Below are 23,014 nucleotides of genomic sequence, written 5' to 3'. Positions count from 1 at the left end.
GTGGGGAGGGGTGCATGGAGCCGAGTCGCCGCAGCCGCCGCGACCTCGTGGTGGACATCCTCCTCGTGGTGTTCGCGGGCGTGTTCGGGCTGGTGTCCTACGCGGGCTACGCGGCGGACCTGCACCCGACCGACCGGGTACCCGCGTGGGTCCTCTGGCTGGACCTGGCCTGCCTCCCGCTGGGCTGCCTGGCCCTGTGGTGGCGGCGGGACCGCCCGCTGGCCGTGGCGCTGGTCATCGTCCTGCTCTCCTCGTTCTCCACCTCGGTGATCGGGGCGCTCACGGTGGCCGTCATCGGGCTGGCCGTCTACCGGCCACTGCCGCAAGCGGCTCTGGGAGCGGCCCTGGCCGTGGTGCTGGGGCTGCCCTGGGTCGCCCTGGTGCCCGACTCCACCGGCGACTCCATCATCACCGCGATCGTCATCCTGGTGTTGATGAGCGCCTACGTGGCGTGGGGTGCGGCCATCCGCTCCCGCAGGCGACTGGTCGAGCGGTTGCGGGAGGACGTGCGCCGCGAACGCGAACTGAGGGAGGAACGGTTGGCCGCCGCGCGGGTGGACGAACGTCGCAGGATCGCCCGCGAGATGCACGACGTGGTCGCCCACCGCATGTCCCTGCTGTCCGTGCACGCCGGGGCGCTGGCCTTCCGCACCGAACGGGCGGAGACCGGGGAGGCGGAGCCGCTCAAGGCCGCGGAGGTGGGCTCCGCGGTCCGGGTCATCCGCGACAACGCGCACCGGGTCCTGGACGAACTCGGCGACATCCTCACCGTGCTGCGCTCGGGTGACCTGTCCGGGGAGGACGAGGGCACCCACCAGCCCCGGCTCACGGACGTCGCACGGTTGGTGGCGGAGGCCGTCGACGCGGGGGAGAAGGTCTCCTACACCTCTGACCTGCCCGAGGGCGTCGAACCCCGGGACCAGGTCAGGCGCACCGCCTACCGGGTGGTGCAGGAGGGGCTGACCAACACCCGCAAACACGCCCCGGGGGCGAAGGTCTCGGTCACGGTGACCGGCGCCCCGGGCCGTGAACTGGTGATCGTGGTCAGCAACGTGCTGCCGATCGGCAGGGCCGAGAGCGAGATCCCCGGCGCCGGGGCCGGACTGGCGGGGCTGGCCGAACGGGTGCACCTGGACGGAGGGCGCTTGAGACACGGTCCCTCCCGTGGCCGGTTCCGGTTGGCCGCCGTCCTGCCCTGGCACGTGGACCAGCCCACGAGGCCCGCCGATGACCGTGGCCGGAAGGTGTCATAGTGGAGCCCGTGAACGCTCCGGTCCGGGTCCTGCTCGTGGACGACGACGCCCTGGTACGCGCCGGTCTGCGCCTGATGCTCTCCGGAGGCGGCGACATCGAGGTCGTGGGCGAGGCCGACGACGGCTCCCAGGTGGCGGCAGCCGTGGCCGAGCACCGTCCGGACGTGGTCCTCATGGACGTGCGCATGCCGGGGGTCGACGGTATCGCCGCCACCGAGCAGCTGAGAACGGGGCTGTCGGATGGAACGCCCCGGTTCCCGGGACCGCAGGTGCTGGTGCTGACCACCTTCGACGCCGACGCCACCGTCGTGCGGGCCCTGCGCGCGGGCGCCGCCGGATACCTGCTCAAGCACACGGACCCGGCGCGGATCGTCGAGGCCGTGCGCCGCGCCGCGCTGGGCGAGCCGGTGCTGTCACCGAGCGTGGCCCGCGCGCTGATGGACCGGGTGGCCGGGATCGACCAGGTGGAGCGTTCCGAGGCTCCCACGCGCCGCGATCGCGCCCGGGCCCGGTTGGCGCTGCTCACCGAGAGGGAACGGGATGTGGCCGAGGCAGTGACCGAGGGGCTCTCCAACGCGGAGATCGCGGATCGCCTGTTCATGTCCATGGGCACCGTCAAGGCACACGTGTCCAGTGCGCTGACCAAGCTGGACCTGTCGGGCCGCATCCAGTTGGCCCTGCTCACTCATGACGCTCGGGACCTCGAGGGCTGAGCGGCCGGTTCTCTCGGCGCCTTCAGGCCGCGGCGGCGGTGGCCATCGCGGCGGCCAGGGCGGCGGACTCCTCCTCGCCGGGCAGCGGAAGGTCGGTGGCCAGACGCGCCATGATCATTCCGGAGAGCAGGTCGGCGACGAGCCGGGCCCGCTCCGTTCCGGGGATCTCACCGCGCTCCACCGCGCGCTCCAGCAGCGCGGTGACCAGCTCCAGACGTCGGTTGAGGAGCCCGCGGATGATCACCGCGCCCGGTTGTTCCCGCAGCGCCGCCACGAGGGCGTGTCTGGCCAGCGTCTGCGTGGCCTGCTCCTCGAACACCCGGTACACGGCGCGGACGGCGGCGGTCAGGTCGCCGGTGAGGGAGCCGGTGTCGGGGACCTCGATCCGGTCGATCGTGATCTGCTCGGCGGCGGCCAGGAGAAGTTCCTCCTTGGTGGCGTATCGGCGGAACACGCTGGTCCGGCCGACCCCCGCGCGTTCGGCGACCTCGTCGAAGGTCAGCTCGAACCCGCGTTCCCGGAGCAGCCCCACCGTGGCCCGCCGGATGGCCTCGTCCACGGCGGGATCGGGGCGGCGGCCACCGCGTCCCTTGCGCATTACCTCTCCCGGATCCTTGACAGTGGTTCTGGTACTCGTAGTATCGGTACTAGGAGTACCGGTATTGAGAGTACCGTTGAATCTCCGTAAGGAGAAACGGCATGAGCGTCATCATCGTCGGGGCCGGGCCCACCGGTCTCATGCTCGCGGGGGACCTCGCGGAGGCCGGGGCGGACGTCACCCTCCTGGAGAAGCGGGCCGAGGAATCCAACCTGACCCGTGCCTTCGCCCTGCACGCCCGCACCCTCGAACTCTTCGACATGCGCGGTATCGCCGACGAGATCGTCGACCAGGGCTTCGAGGTGTCCGGGGTCCGCGTGGACCTGGGAGGTGGGGAGACGGCCCTGGACCTGGACCACCCCGAGAGCCGGTTCAAGTACGTGCTGACCGTCGCGCAGGCGCGCACCGAGACACTCCTCCAACGCCGGGCCGAGGACCTGGGCGTGCGGATCCGCAGGGGAGCCGAGGTGGTGGGGCTCGAACAGGACGGTGACGGCGTCACCCTCAGCGTCCGAACCCGGGACGGAGCGCACACCGAACGCGCCTCCTACGTGGTGGGTGCGGACGGGGCGCACAGCGTCGTCCGCAGGTTGCTGGGAGTGGGGTTCAGCGGACGCAGCTACGACACCCACATCATCCTCGCCGACGTGCGCCCGGACCAGGAACTGCCTCCCGCGATCAACCCGTACATGGGAGCGGACGGTGTCGCCCTGCTGCCGCCCTACGGGGACGGCTGGTTCCGCGCCATCGTCTGGGACCGCAGCCGACAGGACGTACCCCTCGACCACCCGGTCAGCCTGGACGAGCTCAACGACTCCCTGCGGCGGATCACCGGCGGACGGATCAGCGTCGCCGAGATGAGCTGGTCCACCCGCTTCCTCAGCGAACGCCGTCAGGCCGACCGCTACCGGGTCGGACGGGTCCTGCTCGCCGGTGACGCCGCCCACGTGCACTCGCCGATGGGCGCCATGGGTATGAACACCGGCATCCAGGACGCCGCCAACCTGGCCTGGAAGCTGGCCGCGCAGGAACGGGGCCGGGCCCCGACCTGGCTGCTCGACACCTACGAGGGGGAACGCCACCCGGTGGGCCGTCAGGCCCTGCGTGTCACCGACTTCGTCCAGCGCATGGCGGTGGCGCCCGCGCCGGTCCGTGCCATCCGAGCCCACGTGGTCCCGAGGCTCCTCCGCGTCCGCAGGTTCACCGCTGCGATGCGCAGGCTGATCTCCGGTCTGGGTGTGCGCTACGACCGGCCCCGCGAGGTGGAGGACTCCCCGTCGGTGGGCCGCCGCGTGGACGATCTGCCGTTGGTCCGCGCGGGGGAGCCGACCCGGCTGTACGAGCTGGTGGACCCCACCCGGTTCACCCTGCTCGACACCACCGCGCAGGGGAGCGCCGCCGAGGCCGCGCAGCCCTGGGAGGACCGTGTCCTGTCCGTGCGTGTCCGGGGCGACCTCCCCGAAGGCGCGGACGTGCTCCTCGTCCGGCCCGACGGGCACGTCGCCTGGAGCGGCGAACACCCCGCCCCCGGCCAGGTCCGCCAGGTCCTCGCCGAGTGGACCGGCGCCCCCTGACCCTCAGATTGAGGGCGCCGGGGGTGTCTCCCGCACGACGCGGCGGGACATCCGGAGGAACGAGAACCACTGCGCCACCACCAGGAACGCCGTGGCGGCGGCGTAGGCCGACCACAGGTCGGCCAGTCCTCCCCGTTCCACGAGCGGCACCGAGGACAGCACGAGGACCCCGTACCCGAGAGCGAACGCGTACATGGCGGGCCGGGTGTCCTTGAGCCCGAGCAACCCCGAGTTGGGTGCCGACTGGAGGGCGTCGAACGCGCCCACCAGGCACAGCAGCGGGACGAGCGCGACCACCCCCGCGCGCACGCCGGCGTCGTCGGTGAACAGCCCCACCACGGGGTCCGCCGCCCACCACAACAGCGCGCCGCTGACCAGCACCACCGGGATCGACACCAGGTAGCTCGCCACCACCGTGCGCACCACCAGCGCCCGGTCCCGGACCCGGGCCGCGCGCACGGTGAACGGGACGGTGGCCTGTCCCACGCTGACGAAGGAGATGAAGGCCATCCCCACGAGCACCACGGCGACCTGGTGCATGGCGGCCTCCTCCGGGCCGATCCGGGCCACCACCACGGCCAGGACGCTCAACGACCCCGACTTGATCAACAGCGTGGAACCCGTGGGCAGCCCCACCTTCGCCATCCTGCCGATCCCCGCCCACCGGGGCGCCCCGAACCCGATCCGGTGCCCGCGCAGGATCGTGCCGCGTCGGACCACCGCGAAGTTCAGGCCCACGGTGATCACGTTCATCGCGAGCATGGAGACCCCCGCGCCGAGCAGCCCCAGAGCCGGGAAGGGGCCGAGCCCGAGCACCAGGGTCGGGGTCGAAACCAGAGAGAAGGCCACGGCGGCCAGGGACAACGCCAGCACCGCCCGGGTGTGGCCCAACCCGACCAGCAGCACGGTGGTCGCGTTCTTGACCGCCGCCAGCACCACGTACCCGGCCATGAACAGGGGGTAGAGCCCGAGGGCGGCCACCGTGGGTTCGGCCACACCGATCCACCGCGCACCCGGGGGAACGGCGAGGATCATCAGCCCGCCCACGATCCCCAGGAGCAGGCCGAGCCACAGTCCGTCACGCAGGACCGGCGCCAGTGCACGGGGTGACCCCTCGTTCTCCGTGAAGAAGGGCAGGGAGCCGCGCAGAGTGCCGTGCACGACCATGATCATCGGGTTGAACACGGCGATCACCAGCGCGTACGCGGCCAGCTGCACGGTGCCGGAGTTGCCCAGGACCGCCGCTGTGACCGCGCTCCCGATGAGGGTGGACAGCATGGACAGGTAGAGCGGCAGGGCCTGGCCCGCGATCCTCCAGGCGATCACTCCCGAGCGCTCGGGCAGGTCGGCGGTGGACGGGGGTTCGGACACGGGGGTCCGGTCGGTGCGTGTTGACATGCTCGGGGATGACTCCTCGGGGGGTTGGGCGTTTCCCGGAAGGACGGGGCCGTAGCATCTGGCTCGACAGGGTCTTCGACGAGAGGGGACGGTTCTCATGGCCGAGAAGCGCGTGGTGTGGGCGAAGAAGCTGCCGGAGGTCTACAAGAAGCTCGACGAGATCGACGTGGTCATCGCCGACCACCTGGACGTCAAGCTGCTCGAACTGATCAAACTCCGGGCCTCCGTCCTCAACGGCTGCGCCTTCTGCGTGGACCTTCATACCCAGAAGGCGCTCAAGGAGGGCGAGTCCCAGCAGCGACTCTTCCTGGTCTCCACCTGGTACGAGGCCGGTGAGCGGTTCACCGAGCGCGAGCGCGCCGCCCTCGCCCTCACCGACGAGATGACCGAGCTCGGCGGCACCGGGGTCTCCGATGAGGCCTACGAGTCGGCGGCCGAGTTCTTCGACGAGACCGAACTCGCGGCCCTGATGTCCGCCATCGCGATGATCAACCTCTACAACAGGCTCGCGGTCACCAGCCAGCTGCACCCCAAGGAGCGCTAGGGCGCTCCGCCGTTCCCGCGCCGGGGGTACGCCCCCGGCGCGGAATGGTCTGCGGGTGCCGGTGGGAGTCTCCGTCCAGCGCTCCCGGGGGCGGTGTCAGCCCCGGGCGCGGGTGCGTGTTCGCGGTGCGGTGGGCGGCCACTCCCGAGCCGCCCTGGGTCATCCCCGGTGTGGCGCCCCGCCACATCGGGGCGTGGAGGCGGCGACCAGCGTCGACAGCGCCTCGTGCAGGCCCGGTCGGGCGGCGTCGTCCTGGAGGACCAGGTGCTGGGCGGCCCGGCCGGGCATGGTGGACCAGGCTCGGGTGAGGTGCGCAGGGTGGACGGCGGCCCTTCGGATGCGGGGTTCGTGACCACGGTGTGCGCGAGCCCGGGCAGGGCTCGTGCCAGCGCGCGGGCGGCCCCGGCTTGGCGCCGGTGCGTCATCACCGCGCAGGAGACGCGCACGTCGCCGGTCACAGGGCCTCCTTGGGGGCGGGGCAGTGCTCCGCGCCGAACTCCAGGGCGTCCAGGGTCAGCGAGACCACCGCCGACCGGTGCTCCTCCAGGACGTCGACGTCGACCACGGTGCGCAGGGCCCCCGGCACCAGCGTGGCCAGCGCCCCTTCCACCGCCCTCTCCCCGCGCCGGTTCCGTAGCCCGCCGACCACCCCCGGCCAGCGGCCCTCCAACACGGCGCCGTTGGCCACCGCCGTGTGCCAGACCGCAGACAGATGTGGAGGGGGAACCAGCCCGGCCACCGGACCAGCTCCGGCACTGGCGGCGAGTGCGGCCGACATGCGTGCCCCGTCGGCTCCCCAGGCGGACAGGGCGCGGGCGAGCGGCACGTGGGACTCCGGTACGTCGTGGTCGAGGTCCACGAGTACGGCCTCCCCGGTGGTCCAGTTCAGGTGGGGGAGCGGGCGCGGCGGTTCCAGGACCGAGGTGTCGGGGTCCGCCACGGGCGCCGCTGCGAAGCACACCGAACGCCGCGCCCCGTGACCGGAGTTGCCGACCAGGCTGGGCAGCTCCTCGTGTTCCACCGGGGTCGGCACCGCGACCAGCGCGCGGGTCCCGGTGCGCCGGACGAACCGCAGCACCTCCCGGTCGTCGGGCTCCTCCTCCCTGCCCTCGGCCGCCAGGAACCCGGCCAGGTCGGCGGAGAGCCACGAGGGCAGCGCCAGGGCGACCGTGGGCACGTAGGGGTTGACCACCGGAACCGCTCCGGCTCCGGTGAACACCGCCCACCGGGCCAGGGTCGCGGTACGCGACCCCCACTCGACGAAGAACGAGACCGCGGCCCCCGGGTGAGCGTCCAGGTACCGTTCCACGGTTCCCGCGAAGCCCTCCGCGAGCCGCACGTCGTCCTGGAGGACCAGGTGGTGGGTGGTGTCGTACCGCTCGGCGGCGCCGAAGGCCACTGTGGCGCTGCGCAGGGCGGTGGGCGGGCCGGCCGGGTCGGGGTCCAGGGCCAGCCCGGTGAGGGGCAGGCCGGTGTGTGCGGCGACCCTCCTCGCGGACTCGGCTCGGCGGGGATGGGACATCACGGAGGCGGACACACGGATTCGCGGCAGACGCGGACGGGGGGTACGCATGCCTTCCATCCTAGGTTCCGAAAGCCCGGGAATCCGGTTGTCCACAGGCCTCCCGGTCGGTGGAGAGTCCTTCCGCACCCGTTCGCGTCTTCCGAACGGGCGCGGGTTCGGGGACCCTCCGGCCTTAACTTCTGATTTCCTACCTGTATAGTCAGGTTTGTTCTTCGGCTCCTCCGCGAAAGACGCCCCCACATGTGCCTCCACCAGCCCCCGTCCCCCGACCTCGGCCCCTCCGCCTCCCGCGCCCGAACGGTGCCGGGCCATGCGGGGATCCTCGAATGAGCGTCCTCGCGCCGGACCGTCAGGCACGCGAGACACCCGCGCCGGAGCGTCGGGGCCTTCCCCCGGTGGTGCGCTCGTTCGGGCTCCGGGCGCTCTCAGTGGGCGGCTTCCTGCTGGTGTGGTGGGCCGCGGCCCGGGCCGAGCTCTGGCCGCCGGTCATCCTGCCCGGGCCCGGAGCGGTCTGGGACCAGGCCGTGGCCACCAGCACCCAGGGCTACAGCGGGCACACCCTCCAGGAACACCTCGGGGTGAGCCTGCGCCGCATCCTCGTGGGCAGCGCCCTCGGAACGGTCGGCGGGGTCCTCCTCGGACTGCTCATCGGGCTGGTCCCGGTGGCCCGCGCCGTGCTCGGCCCCTTCGTCACCTTCGTGCGCACCCTGCCGCCACTGGCCTACCTCAGCCTGCTTGTCATCTGGTTCGGGATCGGCGAGGAACCCAAGATCTGGCTCCTCGTCATCGCCTCCCTGCCCCCGGTCGCCGTGGCCACCGCGGACGCCGTGCGCGGGGTGGCGCCGGACTACCTGAACGCCGCCCGGTCGCTGGGCGCGCGCCCCTGGCACCTGCCGGTGTGGGTGGTCCTGCCCCACTCGTTGCCGGAGATCATGACCGGCGTGCGGATCGCGGTGGGCGTGGCCTACACCTCGGTTGTGGCGGCCGAGACGGTCAACGGCGTCCCCGGGATCGGCGGGATGATCCGCGAGGCCCAGCGCTACAACCAGACCGACGTGGTGATCCTCGGCCTGGTCGTCATCGGCCTGTCCGGGCTCCTCCTCGACTGGCTCCTCCAGACCCTGGACCGCACCGTCGCACCCTGGCGGGGCAGGGAGTGAGTCCCCGCCTCCGGTCCCCGACCCCCATCACCTCTCCCACGGAGCACCCATGACCCCGAGAGACACCGCCCGCACCGCCTCGGCCGCGGCGGCCCTGGCCCTGATCCTCGCTGGCTGCTCCGGCGCGGCCGAGGACCCGGCCGACGGGGCCCCGGGCCAGTTGCGCATCGGCTACCAGTCGATCCCCAACGGCGACCTCGTCGTCAAGCACAACGGTTGGCTGGAGGAGGCCCTGCCCGGCACCGAGATCGTCTGGAACCGGTTTGACTCCGGGGGAGACGTCAACACCGCCTTCCTGGCCGGGGAACTCGACATCGCCCTCGCGGGCAGCGCCCCCGTCACCCGGGGCCTGTCCCAGCCGCTCGACATCGACTACCAGGTGCCGTGGATCCACGACGTCATCGGTGACAACGAGGCCCTGGCCGCGACGGAGGGCATCGACGAGGTCTCCGATCTGGAGGGGCGCACCGTAGCGGTCCCCTTCGCCAGCACCACGCACTACCACCTGATCGCCGCCCTGGACGAGGCGGGCCTGGGCACCGACGACGTCGAACTGCTCGACCTCGAACCCCAGGACATCCAGGCAGCCTGGCAGCGCGGGGACCTCGACGCGGCCTTCGTCTGGTACCCGGTCCTGGGCCAGCTCTACGAGCAGGGCGCCCAACCTCTGGTGACCAGCGGGGAACTGGCCGAGCGCGGCTGGGTCACCGCCGACCTCGCCGTGGTCGGCACCGGTTTCGCCGAGGACTACCCCGACGCCCTGGCCACCTGGGTGGAGCAGCAGGACCGTGCCGTCTCCCTCCTCCGAGAGGATCGGGACAGCGCGGTGGAGGCCATCGCGGCCGAACTCAACCTGGAGCCCGGGGAGGCGGCCGAGCAGGTCGACCAGCTCGTCTTCCTGAGCGCGGAGGAACAGGCCTCCGCCGACTACCTGGGGACCGCCGACACACCCGGGGCCCTGGCCGGGTACCTGCGGCTCACCGCCGAGTTCCTGGCGGACCAGGGGGAGATCGACACCGCACCCGACAGTGCGGACTTCGAGAACGCGCTCGCCCCCGCTGGAGCCGAACGTGTCGCACGCTCCTGAGCACCCGGCCGCCCTGGAACTGGTCGGGGTGGGACACGACTACCGGAGGGGCGGACACCGGGGGCGCGGCGGTACCGTGCCCGCGCTGGACGGCGTCGACCTGACCCTGGGCACGGGTGAGCACCTGGTGGTCGTGGGTCCCTCCGGCTCAGGCAAAAGCACACTGTTGCGGCTGGTCGCCGGGTTCCACGCGCCCACCCGGGGCACGGTCACCGTCAACGGGCGGCCGGTCCGGGGCCCCGGACCCGACCGGGGCGTGGTCTTCCAGCGGCCCACCCTGTTCCCATGGATGACCGTGCGCGGAAACGTCGAGTTCGGGCTGCGCATGGCGGGAACGGGCAGAGCGCGGCGGCGGGCCCTCGCCGAACGCCAGCTCGCTTTGGTGGGGCTGGCCGACGCCGGGCACCTGCGCAGCTACGAGCTGTCCGGCGGCATGCGGCAGCGGGCGGCCATCGCCCGCGCCCTGGCCCCGGACCCCGGCATCGTGCTCATGGACGAGCCGTTCGGAGCCCTGGACGCCCTGACCCGCGAGCGCATGCAGGAGGAGGTGCGCTCCCTGTGGCGGCTGACCGGCAAGACACTGCTGTCCATCACCCACGACGTGGGTGAGGCGGTCCGTCTGGGCACCCGGATCGTGGTGCTGAGCGCGCGGCCGGGGCGGATCGTGCTCGACGAGGTGTCGGACCTCCCCCGGGCCGGGGAGCCGAGCGCGCATCCGGACTTCGCGGCGACCCGGGACCGGATCGCGGACGCTGTGCGCGCCGCGGCCCGGTGACACGCGCGCGCCCCCGCCCCGAGCGTTCGGAGCGGGGGCGGCGCAAGGGGTCGCAGACTCAGTTGGTCGACTGCTGGTGGCCGTGTTCCGGGGACGAGGTCGGCCGGGGCGCGGCACGCGGCCGATCGTGGGCCGCCCGATAGCCGGCCTGGTAGCTGGCCTCGCGGGAGCGCTCGGAGTCACCGACCGCGATGGGCCAGCCGGCGGTCAGACCGTAGATGACCAGGATGTCGATGGCGATGACCACCACCGACCACAGCGGCATCGCGATCAGGAAGGCCAGTTGGGCGACGGCGTTCAGCGCGGACAGGACGATGGCGAAGACCCGAGCCCAGGCGCTGCCGGACAGGACCGCCAGACCGGCGGCGACCAGCACCACACCCCAGAGGCCGAGCAGGACGCCCCAGGCGCCGTACTCCAGGATGAGCATCTGGGTCTCCGTGGCGACGAAGAAGCCCGGGGTGAAGATCGCCGCGAGGCCCTGGATCACGTTGATGACTCCGGTGACGATGAGCAGCGTGGCGACGAAGTACTGCCAACCGTTGGCCTGTGTCCGCATGGGTGCTCCTCTGCCGGTCGCCCAGGAGTACTGACGGGGGCGACCTCTCTGGTGTCACGAGCAGGCGGATACCGACTCCGCCCCCTCATCATCGACCACGGTGCGTAAGTGGCACGGAACCTGTTCCCCCGGATCGGGCAAAGCCGGGCGGGGGTCCTCGCCGGGCCCTCGACACATCCAGGGAAGTTCTGCTTTTACGTAACAACGTAGAATCGTGTACCGTGGGCACGTGGCAGAACCAACCGCGGAACCCGCCCCCCACGCCAGCACGGAGCAACGCCTCGCCGACCTGGAGGCCCGGGTCGCCGAGCTGGAGCGACCGGATCCCGCGAAGGCCGGGCCCGCCGAGAACACCTACGCCGGACACTTCTTCGTCCTGGAGGCCCTCAAGGAGCGCGCCCCCGACGACGGCTCGGTCGTCTTCGCGGGCGTCGTCCCGGTCGAGGGCGCACCGGAGCCGGTCCAGTGGCAGTACGGCAGATCCGTCGAGGACATCGAGAACCTCGACTGGTCCGCGCTGGCCGGGAACCTGGACGCCCTCGGCCACCCGGTCCGGCTCAGCATCCTGCACGCGGTCCACTCCGGAGTCTCCACCGTCGCCGAGCTGAAGGAACGCGCGGAGTTCGGCACCAGCGGCCAGATCTACCACCACGTCAACCTGCTGGTCGCGGCGGGCTGGCTGGTCACCCGCAAACGCGGCCGTTACGTCATCCCGCCGGAGCGACTGGTCCCGCTGTTGGTGATCCTCACCGCCGCACGGGGCTGAGCAACGAAACGAGGAACGAGGGGGCTCGCATGCGGAGAGACACGCGGGCCGGGGTGACGGCGGTGGTCGTGGCCGTCGCCGTCCTGGCCGCCGGGTTCGTCGTGCGGCCCGCGCCCCCCGGACCTGTCGGCGGAGGTCACCGGCGACACCGGTCTGGCCGAACGCGCCCTCCCCCTGCTGGAGGAGGGCCCCCGCGCGACGGCGGCCGTCGTGGAGGTCGACGGCGACAGCGTCCGGGAGGCCTACTTCGGCGCGGACGAGACGACCCTCTACGAGATCGGTTCCGTCTCCAAGTCCCTGACCGGGCTCCTGCTGGCCGAGGCGATCGAGCGCGGCGAGGTGGAGGAGGTCACCGAACTCGGTGCCCTGCTCGACCTGAAGGGCGCCCCCGCCTCGACGGTCACGCTCGCCGAGCTCTCCTCCCACCGGTCCGGGCTCCCCAGGAACCCGCCGGGCGCGGCGAGCTCGGTCACCATGCTCCTGGACAACCTGCGCAACCGCGACCCCTACACCGGCGACCTCGACACCCTGCTCGACAGTGCCGCCGGGGCCGACCTCACGGACCGGGGTGAGTTTGCCTACTCCAACCTCGGCGCCGCCCTGCTGGGCCAGGCCCTGGCGGCGTCGGCCGGAACCGACTACGAGACGCTCCTCCGCCAGCGCGTGCTCGTCCCGCTCGGGATGGAGAGCACGGTCGTCCCAGCCGCTCCCGACGACGTACCCGCTGAGGCGGCCGTGGGGTACGGCACCAACGGTCGCCCCTTCTCGCCCTCGGCCAACGCCGCCTGGGCACCCATGGGCGGGGTGTACTCCACCGGCGGCGACATGGGACTCCTCGTCCGCGCCCTGCTGGAGGGGGAGGTACCCGGCGTGGAGGCCCTGGAGCCGCGCTGGGACGACGGGCGGGGGAGCGGGATCGGCCTGGGCTGGTTCGTCACCGACCACGACGGCACCGAGGTGACCTGGCACAACGGCATGACCGGTGGATTCGCGGCCATGGTCGCCCTGGACCGCGAGGGCGGGCGCGCGGTCCTCGTGCTGGCGGACAGCGCCGTCGCCGTGGACTCCGTCGCCCTCGACCTGCTGCTGGAGAAGGCGTGAACGACACCCTGGTCAACCTCACCGTGTGGGCGGTGCTGACGGTCTGCGCCACCACCCTGACCTGGGAGATGGTGCGGTCCGCGCGAAGCCGGGAGGGCGACCACGCCTTCCCTGACCGCTGGACCGTGGTCCGGAGGTCCGCGTTCGTGGTCCTGGCCACGGCGTACACCCTGCTCGCCGTGGGATGGCTGTACGTTCCGGCGGCCCTGTGGTGGGTCAACGCCGTCCTGACCGCGACGGCCCTGGGCGCGGGAGCCGTCCGCTGGCGGGTCCTGCCCTGGAGGTCGGAGGGCGGCGGAGGCCGCGGGCGCTGGATCGGGGCCCTGCTCGTCGTGGGCCTGACCGTCGCCCTGGTCCTCTTCCTGACCCTCTGAGGGGCCAGAACCCTTCTTCGGCGGTCGCCCTCCTCGGTTTCCGAGACGAGGAATCGATAAAAGCCGTGAAAGCCCCCTTTTCGGAAAACACCGGCAATGCCGAAATGTCCATCAAAGTGACATTGTCCGGCGGGCGCGCCGCCGGTCTTCTCCCTGCCAGGGGGCCCGCTTGTGGAAAACTCCCCGCACTCCCCAGGGGGTGGTCTAACGTGAAATCCATCCGCCCCCGAGCCCACGCTTCGGGTCTTTCGGGGTGTAATCCAGACCGCACGTGACACGGGCGGGTGCAACGGCAACGAATCCGCCATCCGCACGGAAAGCCGCGAGGAACCCCTACATGGCAGTACACCTGTCCGACCGGAAACGCCCGCACCCGCGCCCCGGCCAACAGGCACTCGTCGCCCTCCTGGTTGCCTCCGCCGTGGCCGCTCCGGCATGGTCGTGGGCGGTGATCGAGACCCCCGAACCGGCCCGACCGGTCATCGCCCTCCTCGGCGGCGTGGTCGCACTGCTGCTGTGCGCCGCCGTGGCGACCGCCGCCCACCACGCGGCCGTCGCGCGCATCACCCGAGCCCACGGCACCAGGGTCAGCGCGGGGGCGCGCACCCTGGAGGAGGAGACGGGGTGGGTCGTCGACGCCCTCCTGCCAGCCCTCTCCCACGCCGCCCGTGAGGGGCGGCCCCTCCAGCGCGTGCTCGCCGACCACCCCCGGCCCACCCACCCCACGGTCGACCGGCTCGCGCACGCCCTCACGACCCAGCTCGCCGACGCCGAGCGCCGGGCCACCGAGGCCCGTACGGCGCGCACGGAGATCGAGAACGAGGTCACCGACCTGGCCGACACCACCCTGCCGTTCATCGTGCACCGCGTCCGCCAGGACCGCACCATCGCCGAGGAGGTCCTCGCCCAGGAGCTCCGGGAGGTCCACCCGGCCGTGGCCCACCTGCGCACCCGCGTGATCGAGGAGCTGGTGACCGCCGAACGCCGCAGCGCCACCGCGCTGATCTCGGCAGCCAACATCGGCGGGCGCGTCCAGGCGCACCTCACCACCCTGCTCGCCCAGCTCCGCGACCTGGAGTTCCGCTACGGCGACCGCTCGGACGTCTTCAACGACCTCCTGCTGGTCGACCACAACGTCTCCCGCACCGGCCGCCTCGCGGACGCGTTCGTCACCCTCGCCCGAGGCCGCTCCGGGCGACGCTGGAACCGCCCCATCGGCATGGAGAGCATCCTGCGCGGCGCCCAGGGCCGCATCACCGCCTACCGCCGGGTCCGCCTGCACTACACGCACCGTTCGGCGGTGGTCGGCTACGCGGCGGAGGGGGTCATCCAGGTGCTCGCCGAACTCATGGACAACGCGGCCAACTTCTCCGCGAACGGCACCGACGTCAACGTCTACGCCCAGGAGGAGGACAGCGGGGTCACCGTCACCGTCGAGGACAGCGGCCGGGGCCTGCGCCAGCGGGAGCGCCGGGCGGCGGAGAACTACATCGAGGAGCCCCGCACCCTGGCCACGCTCCCGGGCCTGCGCATGGGGCTGGCCGTGGTGGGAGCCCTGGCGGACAAGTACGACCTCCAGGTGAGCTTCCGGCCCTCGGCGCGGGGCGGCACCGGGGTGGTCGTGCTCATCCCGCCCAACCTCATCACCGCGTACGAGATGCCGCTGCCTCCCCGACTCCAGAAGGAGAGGGACGAGGAGCTCGCGAGGGAGGCAGAGCTGGCGGAGCGGGCCGCCGCGACCCGGACTCCCGGCCCCGGCGCCCCCGCCGTCGACGCGTCCGCACTCGACCAGGAGCCCCAGCCCCCGGCACCGCCCGCGTTCACCGCTGGGGACCCCGCCCCGAGTGACCCGGGCGTCGACGTCCTGGCCGGGGACACCCCGGCCACCGGCACTCCCTCGTCCGGAATCCCGGTGGCCGGTGCGCCCTCCGCCTCCTCCAGGCCGTGGACCCGGGCCGAACCCACCCCCTCCCGCCCGCCGTTGGCCAGGCGGGACGGCGGCCGCCGAGCCGCGGCCAAGGCCGATCCCCTCGCAGACGTCGCCGACGAGCCCGTCACCGGGTCCGCGCGGGGCACCGGGCCCGCGACCCGATCCGACGGGGACGCCGGGCCCGAGCCGGTCTTCGACCTGCCGCAGCGGTTCCGGGGCCTCACCCTGGCCCAGGCGGTGCGGGAGAACCCGGAACAGCTCTTTCCCTCCATGCGCCGTGACTTCGACCCCGACACGCGCAGGGAACTCCCCAGCCGGCTCGCCGCCTTTCGCGACGACGACGAGGACGACGACCAGGTGAACGGACCGGGCACCCTCTGGGAGGACGGTCGGTGAACACCGCCTCCGCCCCGCACCACGACACACCCGACGAAGAGGAACGGAGGGAGGGGCACCCGGCGCCGCGGCCGGACGACCGCCCCACTACCCCCATGACGACCACGGACGCCAGTCTCGACTGGCTGCTGGAGGACCTGCGACACAGGACACCGGGCATCCGCCACGTCCTGGTGCTGTCCAGGGACGGCCTCAAGATGTGCCACACCCGGGAACTGGACGTGGACCGCGCCGACCAGCTCGCCGCCATCTCCGCCGGCGTCCAGAGCCTGTCCCTGAGCGCCTCGGCCGAGTTCGGCGACGGCACCGGGTCGGGTCAGGCCATGCTGGAGTACGGCGGGGGGCTCCTGCTCATCATGGGCGCGGGCGAGGGCGCCCACCTGGCCGTCATCGCGGGATTCGAGGCGAAGGTGGGGGTGGTCGCCCGCCACATGAACCAGCTCGTCGACCAGATCGGAGGGCACCTCACCGCCGGGCCCCGCCGCAGGCCCCACGAGGTGGACCCGTCCCGATGAACACGGACCCCCGTCGCGGTACCGCCGCCCAGGGCGCCCCCTCCGGATCCGAGGTACCGGACCGGTTCTACACGGTCACCTCGGGGCGTGGCGACGCCGACGATCCCGCCATGGACGCCGTCACCCTCGTCGTCGCGGAGTCCGGCCCCGCCCCCGACATGCAGTCAGAACACGCCAGCATCCTCCGGCTGTGCGCCCGGCCCACCGCCGTGGTGGAGCTCTCCGCTGAACTCAGGGCCCCGGTGAGCGTCGTCAAGGTGCTGCTCACCGACCTGCTCGACACGGGAGCGGTGGCCGCCCGGCACCCCGTGCCCGTTCGGTCCTTCCCCGCGCGAGGAGGACCCCGGCACGATCCCGAGACCCTGAAGCAGGTGCTCATTGCCCTTCAACGACTCTGACGCACACGTACCGACGGTCTCCACACCCCCGGCGCCGGTGGACGCGACCACCGCGCCGGCCCCGGGACGCCCCCCGCTGGCCAGCACCGCGAGCCAGGCGCTGAAGATCGTCATCGTCGGCGGCTTCGGCGTGGGGAAGACGACCCTGGTCGGATCGGTGAGCGAGATGCGCCCCCTGAGCACCGAGGAGGTCATGACCCAGGCCAGCGACGGGGTCGACGACCTCAGCGGGGTCCGGGACAAGCGCACCACGACGGCCGCCTTCGACTTCGGCCGGATCACCATCGACGCCACCCGGGTCCTGTACCTCTTCGGAGCCCCGGGCCAGAAGCGCTTCTGGTTCCTCTGGGAGCAGATCTTCACCGGCAGCCTCGGCGCGGTCGTCCTCGTCGACACTGCCCGGGTGGAGGACTCCTGGTACGCCATCGACCGGCTCGAACACCACCACACCCCGTTCGTCGTCGCGGTCAACCGGTTCGCCCCGGGGCCGAGCCTGCACGACGTGCGCAACGCCCTGGACCTGTCCAACGACGTCCCCCTGCTGGAGTGCGACGCCCGCAGCCGCGAGTCCAGCCGCGACGTCCTCATCTCCCTCGTCCGCCATCTGTCCCGGTACCGCCCGCCCGAGTCCGCACCGGAGAGGTCATCGTGAACAACAACGTCGGAGCCCCGGGGACCGTCGTCCCCAGGAGGCCCGCACCCCTGTCGCCCGACCACGAGCACGCCATGCGCTTCTACGGGCCCGACATCGCCTGCGACCCGGTGCCCCTCTACGAGGAGATGCGCCGTCACTACGGCCCCGTCGCCCCCATCCTCCTCGACGGTGACATCCCCGCGTGGTTCGTCCTCGGCTACCGGGAGCTGCACCACGTCTCCGACCGGCCCGAGTGGTTCGCCCGGGACTGCCGGCGCTGGAACATGTGGGACCACATCGACGACGCCTGGCCGCTGATGCCGTACGTGATGTGGACCCCCTCGGTGATGTTCGCCGAGGGTGCCGAGCACCAGCGGCGCGCGGGGGCCATCGGTGACGCCCTGGACGCCACGGACCGCGCCGACCTGCGCACCCTGTGCGAGCAGGTCTCGGACGACCTGATCGACCACTTCGCCGGGGACGGTGAGGCCGACCTCGTCAGCCAGTACGCCCACCACATCCCGGCGGGGGTGATCGCCCGGCTGTACGGCCTGCCCCAGCAGGAGGTCCCCGACCTGGTGCGCGACATCCTCGTCTCCCTCGACGTCACCGCCGACGCGGGGCAGGCCCACCACCGGGTCCAGGAGCGCATGCGGCGCATCGTCAGCGAACGCAGGGCCCACCCGCGTGACGACATCCCCTCGCGGCTGCTCCTGCACCCGGCCGGGCTCACCGACGACGAGGTGGTCATCGACCTGTTGGTGATCATGTCGGCGGCCCAGGCCCCCACCGGCAACTGGATCGGGAACACGCTGCGGCTCATGCTGCTGGACGACCACTTCTCACTCACGCTCCAGGGCGGTCGCAGCAGTTCCGGTGAGGCGCTCAACGAGGTGCTGTGGAAGAACACCCCCACGCAGAACTTCATCGGGCGGTGGGCGGTGCAGGCCTGTGAGCTGGGCGGGCGCCGGATCAGGCGCGGCGACCTCCTGGTGCTGGGGATGGCCGCGGCCAACGCTGATCCCCGGCTCAACACCGGTGACCTGGGAATCTTCGGCAGCAACCGGGCGCAGATGTCGTTCGGGCACGGGGAACACGGCTGCCCGTTCCCCGCGCCCGAGGTGGCGGAGGTGATCGCCCGCGCCGCCGTGGAGACCCTCCTGGACCGGCTGCCGGACGTGCGGATGGGCGTGTCACCGGACCAGTTGCGGTGGCGGCCCTCGGTGTGGATGCGCGGACTCTACGAACTCCCCGCCCTGTACAGCCCGATCGTCGGCCGGTGTCGGCGCCAGGTGGTGTAGCCCGCCAGTCGACACCGGTGGACACGGTCGGCGGCTGTCGTGCGCGGGTCGGGGCCGGGAGTCAGGGGACGGTCCGGGGGCCGGGGGCCGGTGAGAACTCCAGGGGCAGTTCTCTCAGGCCCCTGGTGAACAGGCCCTGTTCCACCAGAGTGGCTCCTGTTGCCAGTCGCACGTTCGGCATGGCGTCGAGCAGGTCGTTGACCGCCACCCGCACCTCGGCCTCGGCCAGCAGCGCCCCCACACAGAAGTGGCGGCCGAGCGCGAAGGCCAGGTGGTCGGCGGCGGCCGAGAAGGACGTGGCCCCGGACAGCTCCGGGCGGGAGATGTCGAAACGGTCCGGGTCGGCGTACCGGTCGGGGTCGCGGTTGGCCGCCCCGATCAGGCAGGTGACCGTGGCTCCCGCGGGCACCGTTCCACCGCCGACCTCCACGTCACGGCTGGCCTGGCGCATGATCATCTGCACGGGCGGGGTGAGGCGCAGCGACTCCACGAAGGCGCGCGGGATCAGGGAACGGTCCGCGCGGACCGCCTCCAGCTGCTCCGGGTGGGTGATCAGGTTGGCGAACAGGCTGGCCAGCGCCTTGTCCGTGGTCTCCCCGCCCGCCGCCAGGAGGAGGCTGCAAAAGGCCTTGACCTCCTCGTCGGTCATCCGGGTGCCGTCGACCTCGGCCTGGCACAGGCGGGAGAGCAGGTCGTCTCCGGGCCGTTCCCTGCGTTCGGCGATGATCGGGAGCATGTACTCCGCGAACTCGTCCCTCGTGCGGAGCCCGTCCTCGGTGACCCGCGGGTCCTGGGCGAGGTTGCCGAGGAAGGCGATGATCGCCGAGTACCAGTCGTGGAAGCGGTCGTGGTGGCCCTGGTCCAGGCCGAGCATGTCCACGATGACGTTGATCGGGAACCGGGTCGCGTACTGGGAGACGAGGTCGACCCGGCCCTCGTCCCGGAACGCGTCGATGAGGGCGCGGCTGTTGCGCTCGATCACCGGCAGGAAGCGGTCCTGGAGTTCGCGGCCCCGGAACGCGGGCGCGACGAGGGCCCGACGGGTCGCGTGTTCGCGCCCGTCCAGCTGGAGGATGGTCCGGCCGTGCACCGGCTCCAGCTGCCAGCCGTAGTTGTCCGTGGAGAAGGCGCGCTCGCGGTCCTGGAAGACCCGCCGCACGTCCTCGTATCGGGAGAGGACGTAGCTGGAGGTGGGTTCGTGCCACAGCAGGGGCTCGTGATCACGCAACAGGGAGTAGGCGCTGTAGGGGTCGTCGGCGAACGCGGGGGAGAGGAGGTCGGGGATGCCGTGTGCGTTGGACAAGTGGTCACGCTCCCAGCGGTGGCGGAGGCCAGAGGAATCCTCACAGTAGGTAGGGGTTCCGGCACGAATCCACCCCCTGACCTGGCCGAGACACGATTTCCAGGCGAAAGGAGAGAGAGGTCCGCTTTTCTGATGTCCGAAACGCGTCCGAAGAGCGGAGATTCGGTTGTCCGTGTCGGGCGTGGGGCGTGCCCGTACGAGATTCCGTGTTGGTGGGGACCCGGCCGTGCCGCCGCCTCCACGTCGGTTTTGGGGTCAGGGTGCTAATTTGTCCCAATGGCATTGGGAGAGGCGGTCCTGGCGGCGCTGCTGGAGGGGGAAGCCTCCGGCTACGACCTGGCCAAACGGTTCGACGCGGGGGTCGCGAACTTCTGGTCGGCCACCCCGCAGCAGCTCTACCGCGAACTCGAACGCCTGGAGGGGGAGGGCCTGCTCAGTGCCCGGGTCGTGCGGCAGGACCGCAGGCCCGACAAGCGGCTGTTCACCGTCACCGAGGCCGGACGCGAGGCGCTGCGCTCCTTCAGCCAGCGGCCCGCCCGGCCGACCGCGATCCGTGACGACCTGCTCGTCCGGCTCCAGGCCGTGGACGAGACCGACATGGACGCGGTGATCGGCGCCGTCGAGGAGCGCATGGAGCTCAGCCGCGCCAAGCTCGAACGCTACGACCGCATCGCGGCCCGCATGCTCGACGGTCGCGACGAGGAGCGCTTCCTGCGCGGGGCCGACCGGGTCGGCCCCTACCTCACCCTCCAGCGCGGACGCTCACACGAACAGGAGAACCTGCGCTGGGGCGCCGCCACCCTGGCCATCCTCGAACGCCGCCGCGACGACAGGGTCCGGGTGCGCAACGATCGGGTCGAGGACGACGGGGGCCGGGACGACGGCGGCCGGTCCGCACGGGCACCGGGCGCCGGGGTCGGCCCCTCGTCATGACCACCGAGGTCCCCTCGCCGCCGTCGGACCGCACCCGGTCGCCCGTGGTCGCGCCCGGCTAGTTGACGTGCCTCTGCCAGTCGGACGGCAACCGGTCGGCCGGGCCGGGCACCGTCTGGTCCAGGGGGTGCGAGGTCGGCGCCGTCAGCTCCGGGCCCTCGCTGACCTGCTGGGTGCGGAAGTCGTAGAACCAGTCCTCACCCGGCTCGAAGCTCTGCATGATCGGGTGGCCGGTGGCCTCGAAGTGACGAGTGCCGTGCTGGGACGGAGAGCTGTCGCAGCAGCCCACGTGTCCGCAGGCCGCGCACCTGCGCAGGTGCACCCACCAGCCACCCCCGGCGAGACACTCCTGGCAGCCGGTGCCGCTGGGCGGCGCGGTCGGGTCGATCTCGTTGCTCATGACGTCACGCTAACCACTGGAACCGTCCCGGACGGTGAACAACGCGCGGCGACGACCCACTCCGGAGACGGGGACAGCGGTCAGCGTGCCCTCCCGCCGCCGGTGACGCGCACTCCCGATACCCTCGTCGCCGGTCGCCCCGAACAACGGACCCGAAGCCCGGGCCCGCACTACCTGGAAGGCACTCCATGAGCGAGGAGCTGTCCGTCGGCGTCGACGGTCACGTCGGTGTCCTGGAGATCCACCGCCCACCGAACAACCACTTCGACCTCGACGTCCTCACCGCACTGGCCGACGCCGCGGAGGAGCTGGCCGCCGGGGGATGCCGGGCGCTCGTGCTCTGCTCGGAGGGCAGGAACTTCTGCGCCGGGGTGGACTTCGCCTCCGGCGGGGTCGGCGACTCCCCGGTCCGCACGCTCAGCGCCATCTACGGCCAGGGGCTGCGCCTGTACTCACTGCCGGTCCCCGTGATCGCCGCCGTCCAGGGCGCGGCGGTGGGCGGCGGGCTCGGTCTGGCGTGCGCGGCCGACTTCCGCGTGGCCGCGGCCTCCTCCCGGTTCCATGCCAACTTCGGCCTGTTGGGCCTGCACCAGGGGTTCGGCCTGAGCGTCTCCCTGCCCCGCATCGTGGGTCGGCAGAAGGCCGCCGACATGCTCTACACGGCGCGCCGGATCACCGGTACCGAGGCCCACGCCATCGGCCTGGCCGACCATCTCGTGGACGAGGAGCACCTGCGAGAGGAGGCCGTGCGCCAGGCGCGACGGATCGCCGAGTCCGCCCCGCTCGCGGTGCGCTCCATGAAGGCCACCCTCCGCGCGGGCCTGCTCAGCGAACTCCCCTCCGCTCTGGAACGGGAGATCATCGAACAGACGAGGCTGCTCGAGACCAGGGACAACGCGGTCGGGATCACCGCCTCCCTCGACCGCACGCGTCCGGTCTTCACAGGGGAGTGAACCGGGCCGGGCCCCGCCCGGCTCAGGGAACTATGGAGTCGACGTAGCCGCCGTCCACCCGGACGGCGGCGCCGGTCGTCGCCGAGGCCAGCGGGGAGCTCAGGTAGGCCACCATGTTGGCGATCTCCTCGGGCTCGATCAGGCGTTGGAGCAGCGACATCGGACGGTGCCGGATCATGAACTCGTGCTGGGCCTCGTCCCACGGCAGGTCACGGTCGACCAGTTCGTACACGAAGTCCTCCACCCCGCGGGTGTGGGTGGGTCCGGCGACCACCGAGTTGACGGTCACCCCGGACCCGGCCGCCTCCTTGGCGAAACCCCGTGTGACGGCGAGCAGCGCCGTCTTCGAGGCGCCGTAGTGGATCATCTCGGCGGGGATCGCCAGTGCCGAGTCACTGGCGATGTTGAGCACGCGTCCCCAACCGCGACGGATCATGCCGGGCAGGGTGGCGCGGATCAGCCGTACGGCGGAGAGCACGTTGGTGTCGAAGTAGCGCCGCCACTCCTCGTCGCTGATCTCCAGCGCCGGGGCGCTTCCGAACAGGCCCAGGCTGTTGACCAGGACGTCCACCTCGGCGGCGGCGGAGAGCACGGCCGCCGCGCCGCGCTCGGTGGTGACGTCGCCCGGGGCGGCGACCAGCTCTCGCCCCGGAACGCGGTCCCTCAGAGAGCCGATCGCCTCGGCCACCCTCTCCGGGCGGCGACCGTTGATCGCGACGCGGGCCCCCGCGTCCGCGAGCGCGGCGGCGACGGCCATCCCGATCCCCTGGGTCGACCCGGTGACCAGTGCGGTACTCCCAGACAGATCGATGCGCATGGGACCC

25 protein-coding genes are annotated in these 23,014 nt (G+C 72.1%); 17 read left to right on the top strand and 8 right to left on the bottom strand.

Translation table 11 applies throughout. The annotated features are described in order from the left end of the window. The first annotated feature begins 14 nt into the window (after window positions 1-14). Together BDW27_RS03700 and BDW27_RS03695 are read left to right on the top strand one after the other, a co-directional pair. Entirely contained in the window at window positions 15-1,253 is a 1,239-nt protein-coding gene (locus BDW27_RS03700) for a sensor histidine kinase (protein ID WP_110048237.1), read from the top strand. Further along, complete coding sequence (locus BDW27_RS03695; protein ID WP_017545405.1) at window positions 1,253-1,966, top strand: response regulator transcription factor; 714 nt, start codon at window positions 1,253-1,255, stop codon at window positions 1,964-1,966. Before BDW27_RS03700 ends, BDW27_RS03695 begins: the two co-directional genes overlap by 1 nt. A 22-nt stretch (window positions 1,967-1,988) precedes the next feature. Here the strand turns inward: BDW27_RS03695 and BDW27_RS03690 are convergent, their stop codons facing one another. After that, window positions 1,989-2,564 (bottom strand): TetR/AcrR family transcriptional regulator, encoded by a 576-nt coding sequence (locus BDW27_RS03690; RefSeq protein ID WP_017545406.1) that lies wholly within the window; start codon window positions 2,562-2,564, stop codon window positions 1,989-1,991. A 101-nt stretch (window positions 2,565-2,665) separates the two neighbouring features. On the opposite strand from BDW27_RS03690, the gene BDW27_RS03685 reads away from it, so the two are divergent. Next, window positions 2,666-4,138, top strand: a complete 1,473-nt coding sequence (locus BDW27_RS03685) for an FAD-dependent oxidoreductase (protein ID WP_110048236.1) — start codon at window positions 2,666-2,668, stop codon at window positions 4,136-4,138. Between the two features lie 3 nt (window positions 4,139-4,141). On the opposite strand, the gene BDW27_RS03680 is transcribed toward BDW27_RS03685, so the two are convergent. Further along, window positions 4,142-5,536 (bottom strand): MATE family efflux transporter, encoded by a 1,395-nt coding sequence (locus BDW27_RS03680; protein WP_110048235.1) that lies wholly within the window; start codon window positions 5,534-5,536, stop codon window positions 4,142-4,144. A gap of 97 nt (window positions 5,537-5,633) precedes the next feature. Here BDW27_RS03680 and BDW27_RS03675 point away from each other — a divergent pair, with 97 nt between their 5' ends. Continuing rightward, the gene (locus BDW27_RS03675) at window positions 5,634-6,080 is read left to right on the top strand and encodes a carboxymuconolactone decarboxylase family protein (RefSeq protein WP_017545409.1); all 447 of its coding nucleotides are present in this window, start codon (window positions 5,634-5,636) and stop codon (window positions 6,078-6,080) included. A gap of 159 nt (window positions 6,081-6,239) precedes the next feature. Here BDW27_RS03675 and BDW27_RS27985 read toward each other — a convergent pair whose 3' ends face one another. Both BDW27_RS27985 and BDW27_RS03670 read right to left on the bottom strand, forming a co-directional pair. Then, complete coding sequence (locus BDW27_RS27985; RefSeq protein ID WP_255421451.1) at window positions 6,240-6,368, bottom strand: hypothetical protein; 129 nt, start codon at window positions 6,366-6,368, stop codon at window positions 6,240-6,242. Between the two features lie 166 nt (window positions 6,369-6,534). Further along, window positions 6,535-7,662, bottom strand: coding sequence for a hypothetical protein (locus BDW27_RS03670; protein ID WP_110048234.1), 1,128 nt, complete (start codon window positions 7,660-7,662; stop codon window positions 6,535-6,537). A gap of 269 nt (window positions 7,663-7,931) precedes the next feature. On the opposite strand from BDW27_RS03670, the gene BDW27_RS03665 reads away from it, so the two are divergent. Genes BDW27_RS03665 through BDW27_RS03655 form a run of 3 tightly spaced genes read left to right on the top strand, consistent with a single transcriptional unit; the run spans window position 7,932 to window position 10,627 of the window. Continuing rightward, a complete protein-coding gene (locus tag BDW27_RS03665) occupies window positions 7,932-8,765 on the top strand; it encodes an ABC transporter permease (RefSeq protein ID WP_110048233.1) in 834 nt (277 codons plus the stop codon). Between the two features lie 49 nt (window positions 8,766-8,814). After that, window positions 8,815-9,852, top strand: coding sequence for an ABC transporter substrate-binding protein (locus BDW27_RS03660; RefSeq protein ID WP_110048232.1), 1,038 nt, complete (start codon window positions 8,815-8,817; stop codon window positions 9,850-9,852). Beyond that, window positions 9,836-10,627, top strand: coding sequence for an ABC transporter ATP-binding protein (locus tag BDW27_RS03655; protein WP_110048231.1), 792 nt, complete (start codon window positions 9,836-9,838; stop codon window positions 10,625-10,627). The genes BDW27_RS03660 and BDW27_RS03655 overlap by 17 nt, the downstream gene beginning before the upstream one ends. 58 nt (window positions 10,628-10,685) lie before the next feature. On the opposite strand, the gene BDW27_RS03650 is transcribed toward BDW27_RS03655, so the two are convergent. Further along, window positions 10,686-11,186 carry a hypothetical protein gene (locus BDW27_RS03650; RefSeq protein ID WP_110048230.1) on the bottom strand — a complete coding sequence of 167 codons (501 nt, stop codon included), beginning with the start codon at window positions 11,184-11,186 and terminating at the stop codon, window positions 10,686-10,688. Window positions 11,187-11,400: 214 nt separating this feature from the next. On the opposite strand from BDW27_RS03650, the gene BDW27_RS03645 reads away from it, so the two are divergent. From BDW27_RS03645 to BDW27_RS03610, 8 genes are all read left to right on the top strand, one after another. After that, on the top strand, window positions 11,401-11,952 hold the full coding sequence (locus BDW27_RS03645) for a helix-turn-helix transcriptional regulator (protein ID WP_110048229.1): 552 nt from the start codon (window positions 11,401-11,403) through the stop codon (window positions 11,950-11,952). 210 nt (window positions 11,953-12,162) lie between these two features. Then, window positions 12,163-13,053, top strand: a complete 891-nt coding sequence (locus tag BDW27_RS03640; RefSeq protein WP_233515621.1) for a serine hydrolase — start codon at window positions 12,163-12,165, stop codon at window positions 13,051-13,053. Next, window positions 13,050-13,427: a hypothetical protein gene (locus BDW27_RS03635; RefSeq protein WP_017545414.1), complete on the top strand. Its 378-nt coding sequence runs from the start codon at window positions 13,050-13,052 to the stop codon at window positions 13,425-13,427. The genes BDW27_RS03640 and BDW27_RS03635 overlap by 4 nt, the downstream gene beginning before the upstream one ends. Before the next feature lie 337 nt (window positions 13,428-13,764). After that, window positions 13,765-15,753, top strand: coding sequence for a sensor histidine kinase (locus BDW27_RS03630; RefSeq protein WP_110048228.1), 1,989 nt, complete (start codon window positions 13,765-13,767; stop codon window positions 15,751-15,753). Between the two features lie 95 nt (window positions 15,754-15,848). Then, window positions 15,849-16,268, top strand: coding sequence for a roadblock/LC7 domain-containing protein (locus BDW27_RS03625; RefSeq protein WP_110048436.1), 420 nt, complete (start codon window positions 15,849-15,851; stop codon window positions 16,266-16,268). Next, complete coding sequence (locus tag BDW27_RS03620; RefSeq protein ID WP_017545415.1) at window positions 16,265-16,666, top strand: DUF742 domain-containing protein; 402 nt, start codon at window positions 16,265-16,267, stop codon at window positions 16,664-16,666. The genes BDW27_RS03625 and BDW27_RS03620 overlap by 4 nt, the downstream gene beginning before the upstream one ends. Window positions 16,667-16,703: 37 nt before the next feature. Then, the gene (locus BDW27_RS03615; protein WP_017545416.1) at window positions 16,704-17,318 is read left to right on the top strand and encodes an ATP/GTP-binding protein; all 615 of its coding nucleotides are present in this window, start codon (window positions 16,704-16,706) and stop codon (window positions 17,316-17,318) included. Continuing rightward, window positions 17,315-18,601 (top strand): cytochrome P450, encoded by a 1,287-nt coding sequence (locus BDW27_RS03610; protein ID WP_110048227.1) that lies wholly within the window; start codon window positions 17,315-17,317, stop codon window positions 18,599-18,601. Before BDW27_RS03615 ends, BDW27_RS03610 begins: the two co-directional genes overlap by 4 nt. 61 nt (window positions 18,602-18,662) lie before the next feature. On the opposite strand, the gene BDW27_RS03605 is transcribed toward BDW27_RS03610, so the two are convergent. Beyond that, the gene (locus BDW27_RS03605) at window positions 18,663-19,904 is read right to left on the bottom strand and encodes a cytochrome P450 (protein ID WP_017545418.1); all 1,242 of its coding nucleotides are present in this window, start codon (window positions 19,902-19,904) and stop codon (window positions 18,663-18,665) included. Between the two features lie 276 nt (window positions 19,905-20,180). Here BDW27_RS03605 and BDW27_RS03600 point away from each other — a divergent pair, with 276 nt between their 5' ends. After that, window positions 20,181-20,837, top strand: a complete 657-nt coding sequence (locus tag BDW27_RS03600; RefSeq protein WP_110048226.1) for a PadR family transcriptional regulator — start codon at window positions 20,181-20,183, stop codon at window positions 20,835-20,837. A 58-nt stretch (window positions 20,838-20,895) separates the two neighbouring features. Here the strand turns inward: BDW27_RS03600 and BDW27_RS03595 are convergent, their stop codons facing one another. After that, complete coding sequence (locus BDW27_RS03595) at window positions 20,896-21,237, bottom strand: UBP-type zinc finger domain-containing protein (protein ID WP_017545420.1); 342 nt, start codon at window positions 21,235-21,237, stop codon at window positions 20,896-20,898. A 188-nt stretch (window positions 21,238-21,425) separates the two neighbouring features. On the opposite strand from BDW27_RS03595, the gene BDW27_RS03590 reads away from it, so the two are divergent. Next, the gene (locus BDW27_RS03590) at window positions 21,426-22,190 is read left to right on the top strand and encodes an enoyl-CoA hydratase/isomerase family protein (protein ID WP_017545421.1); all 765 of its coding nucleotides are present in this window, start codon (window positions 21,426-21,428) and stop codon (window positions 22,188-22,190) included. 22 nt (window positions 22,191-22,212) lie between these two features. On the opposite strand, the gene BDW27_RS03585 is transcribed toward BDW27_RS03590, so the two are convergent. Next, window positions 22,213-23,007: an SDR family NAD(P)-dependent oxidoreductase gene (locus BDW27_RS03585; RefSeq protein WP_110048225.1), complete on the bottom strand. Its 795-nt coding sequence runs from the start codon at window positions 23,005-23,007 to the stop codon at window positions 22,213-22,215. Window positions 23,008-23,014: the final 7 nt, after the last annotated feature.

Origin of the sequence: Nocardiopsis sp. L17-MgMaSL7 (assembly GCF_003182025.1) — a bacterium.
Lineage (GTDB): Bacteria > Actinomycetota > Actinomycetes > Streptosporangiales > Streptosporangiaceae > Nocardiopsis > Nocardiopsis prasina.
This window is presented reverse-complemented; position numbering and strand designations above follow the sequence as displayed.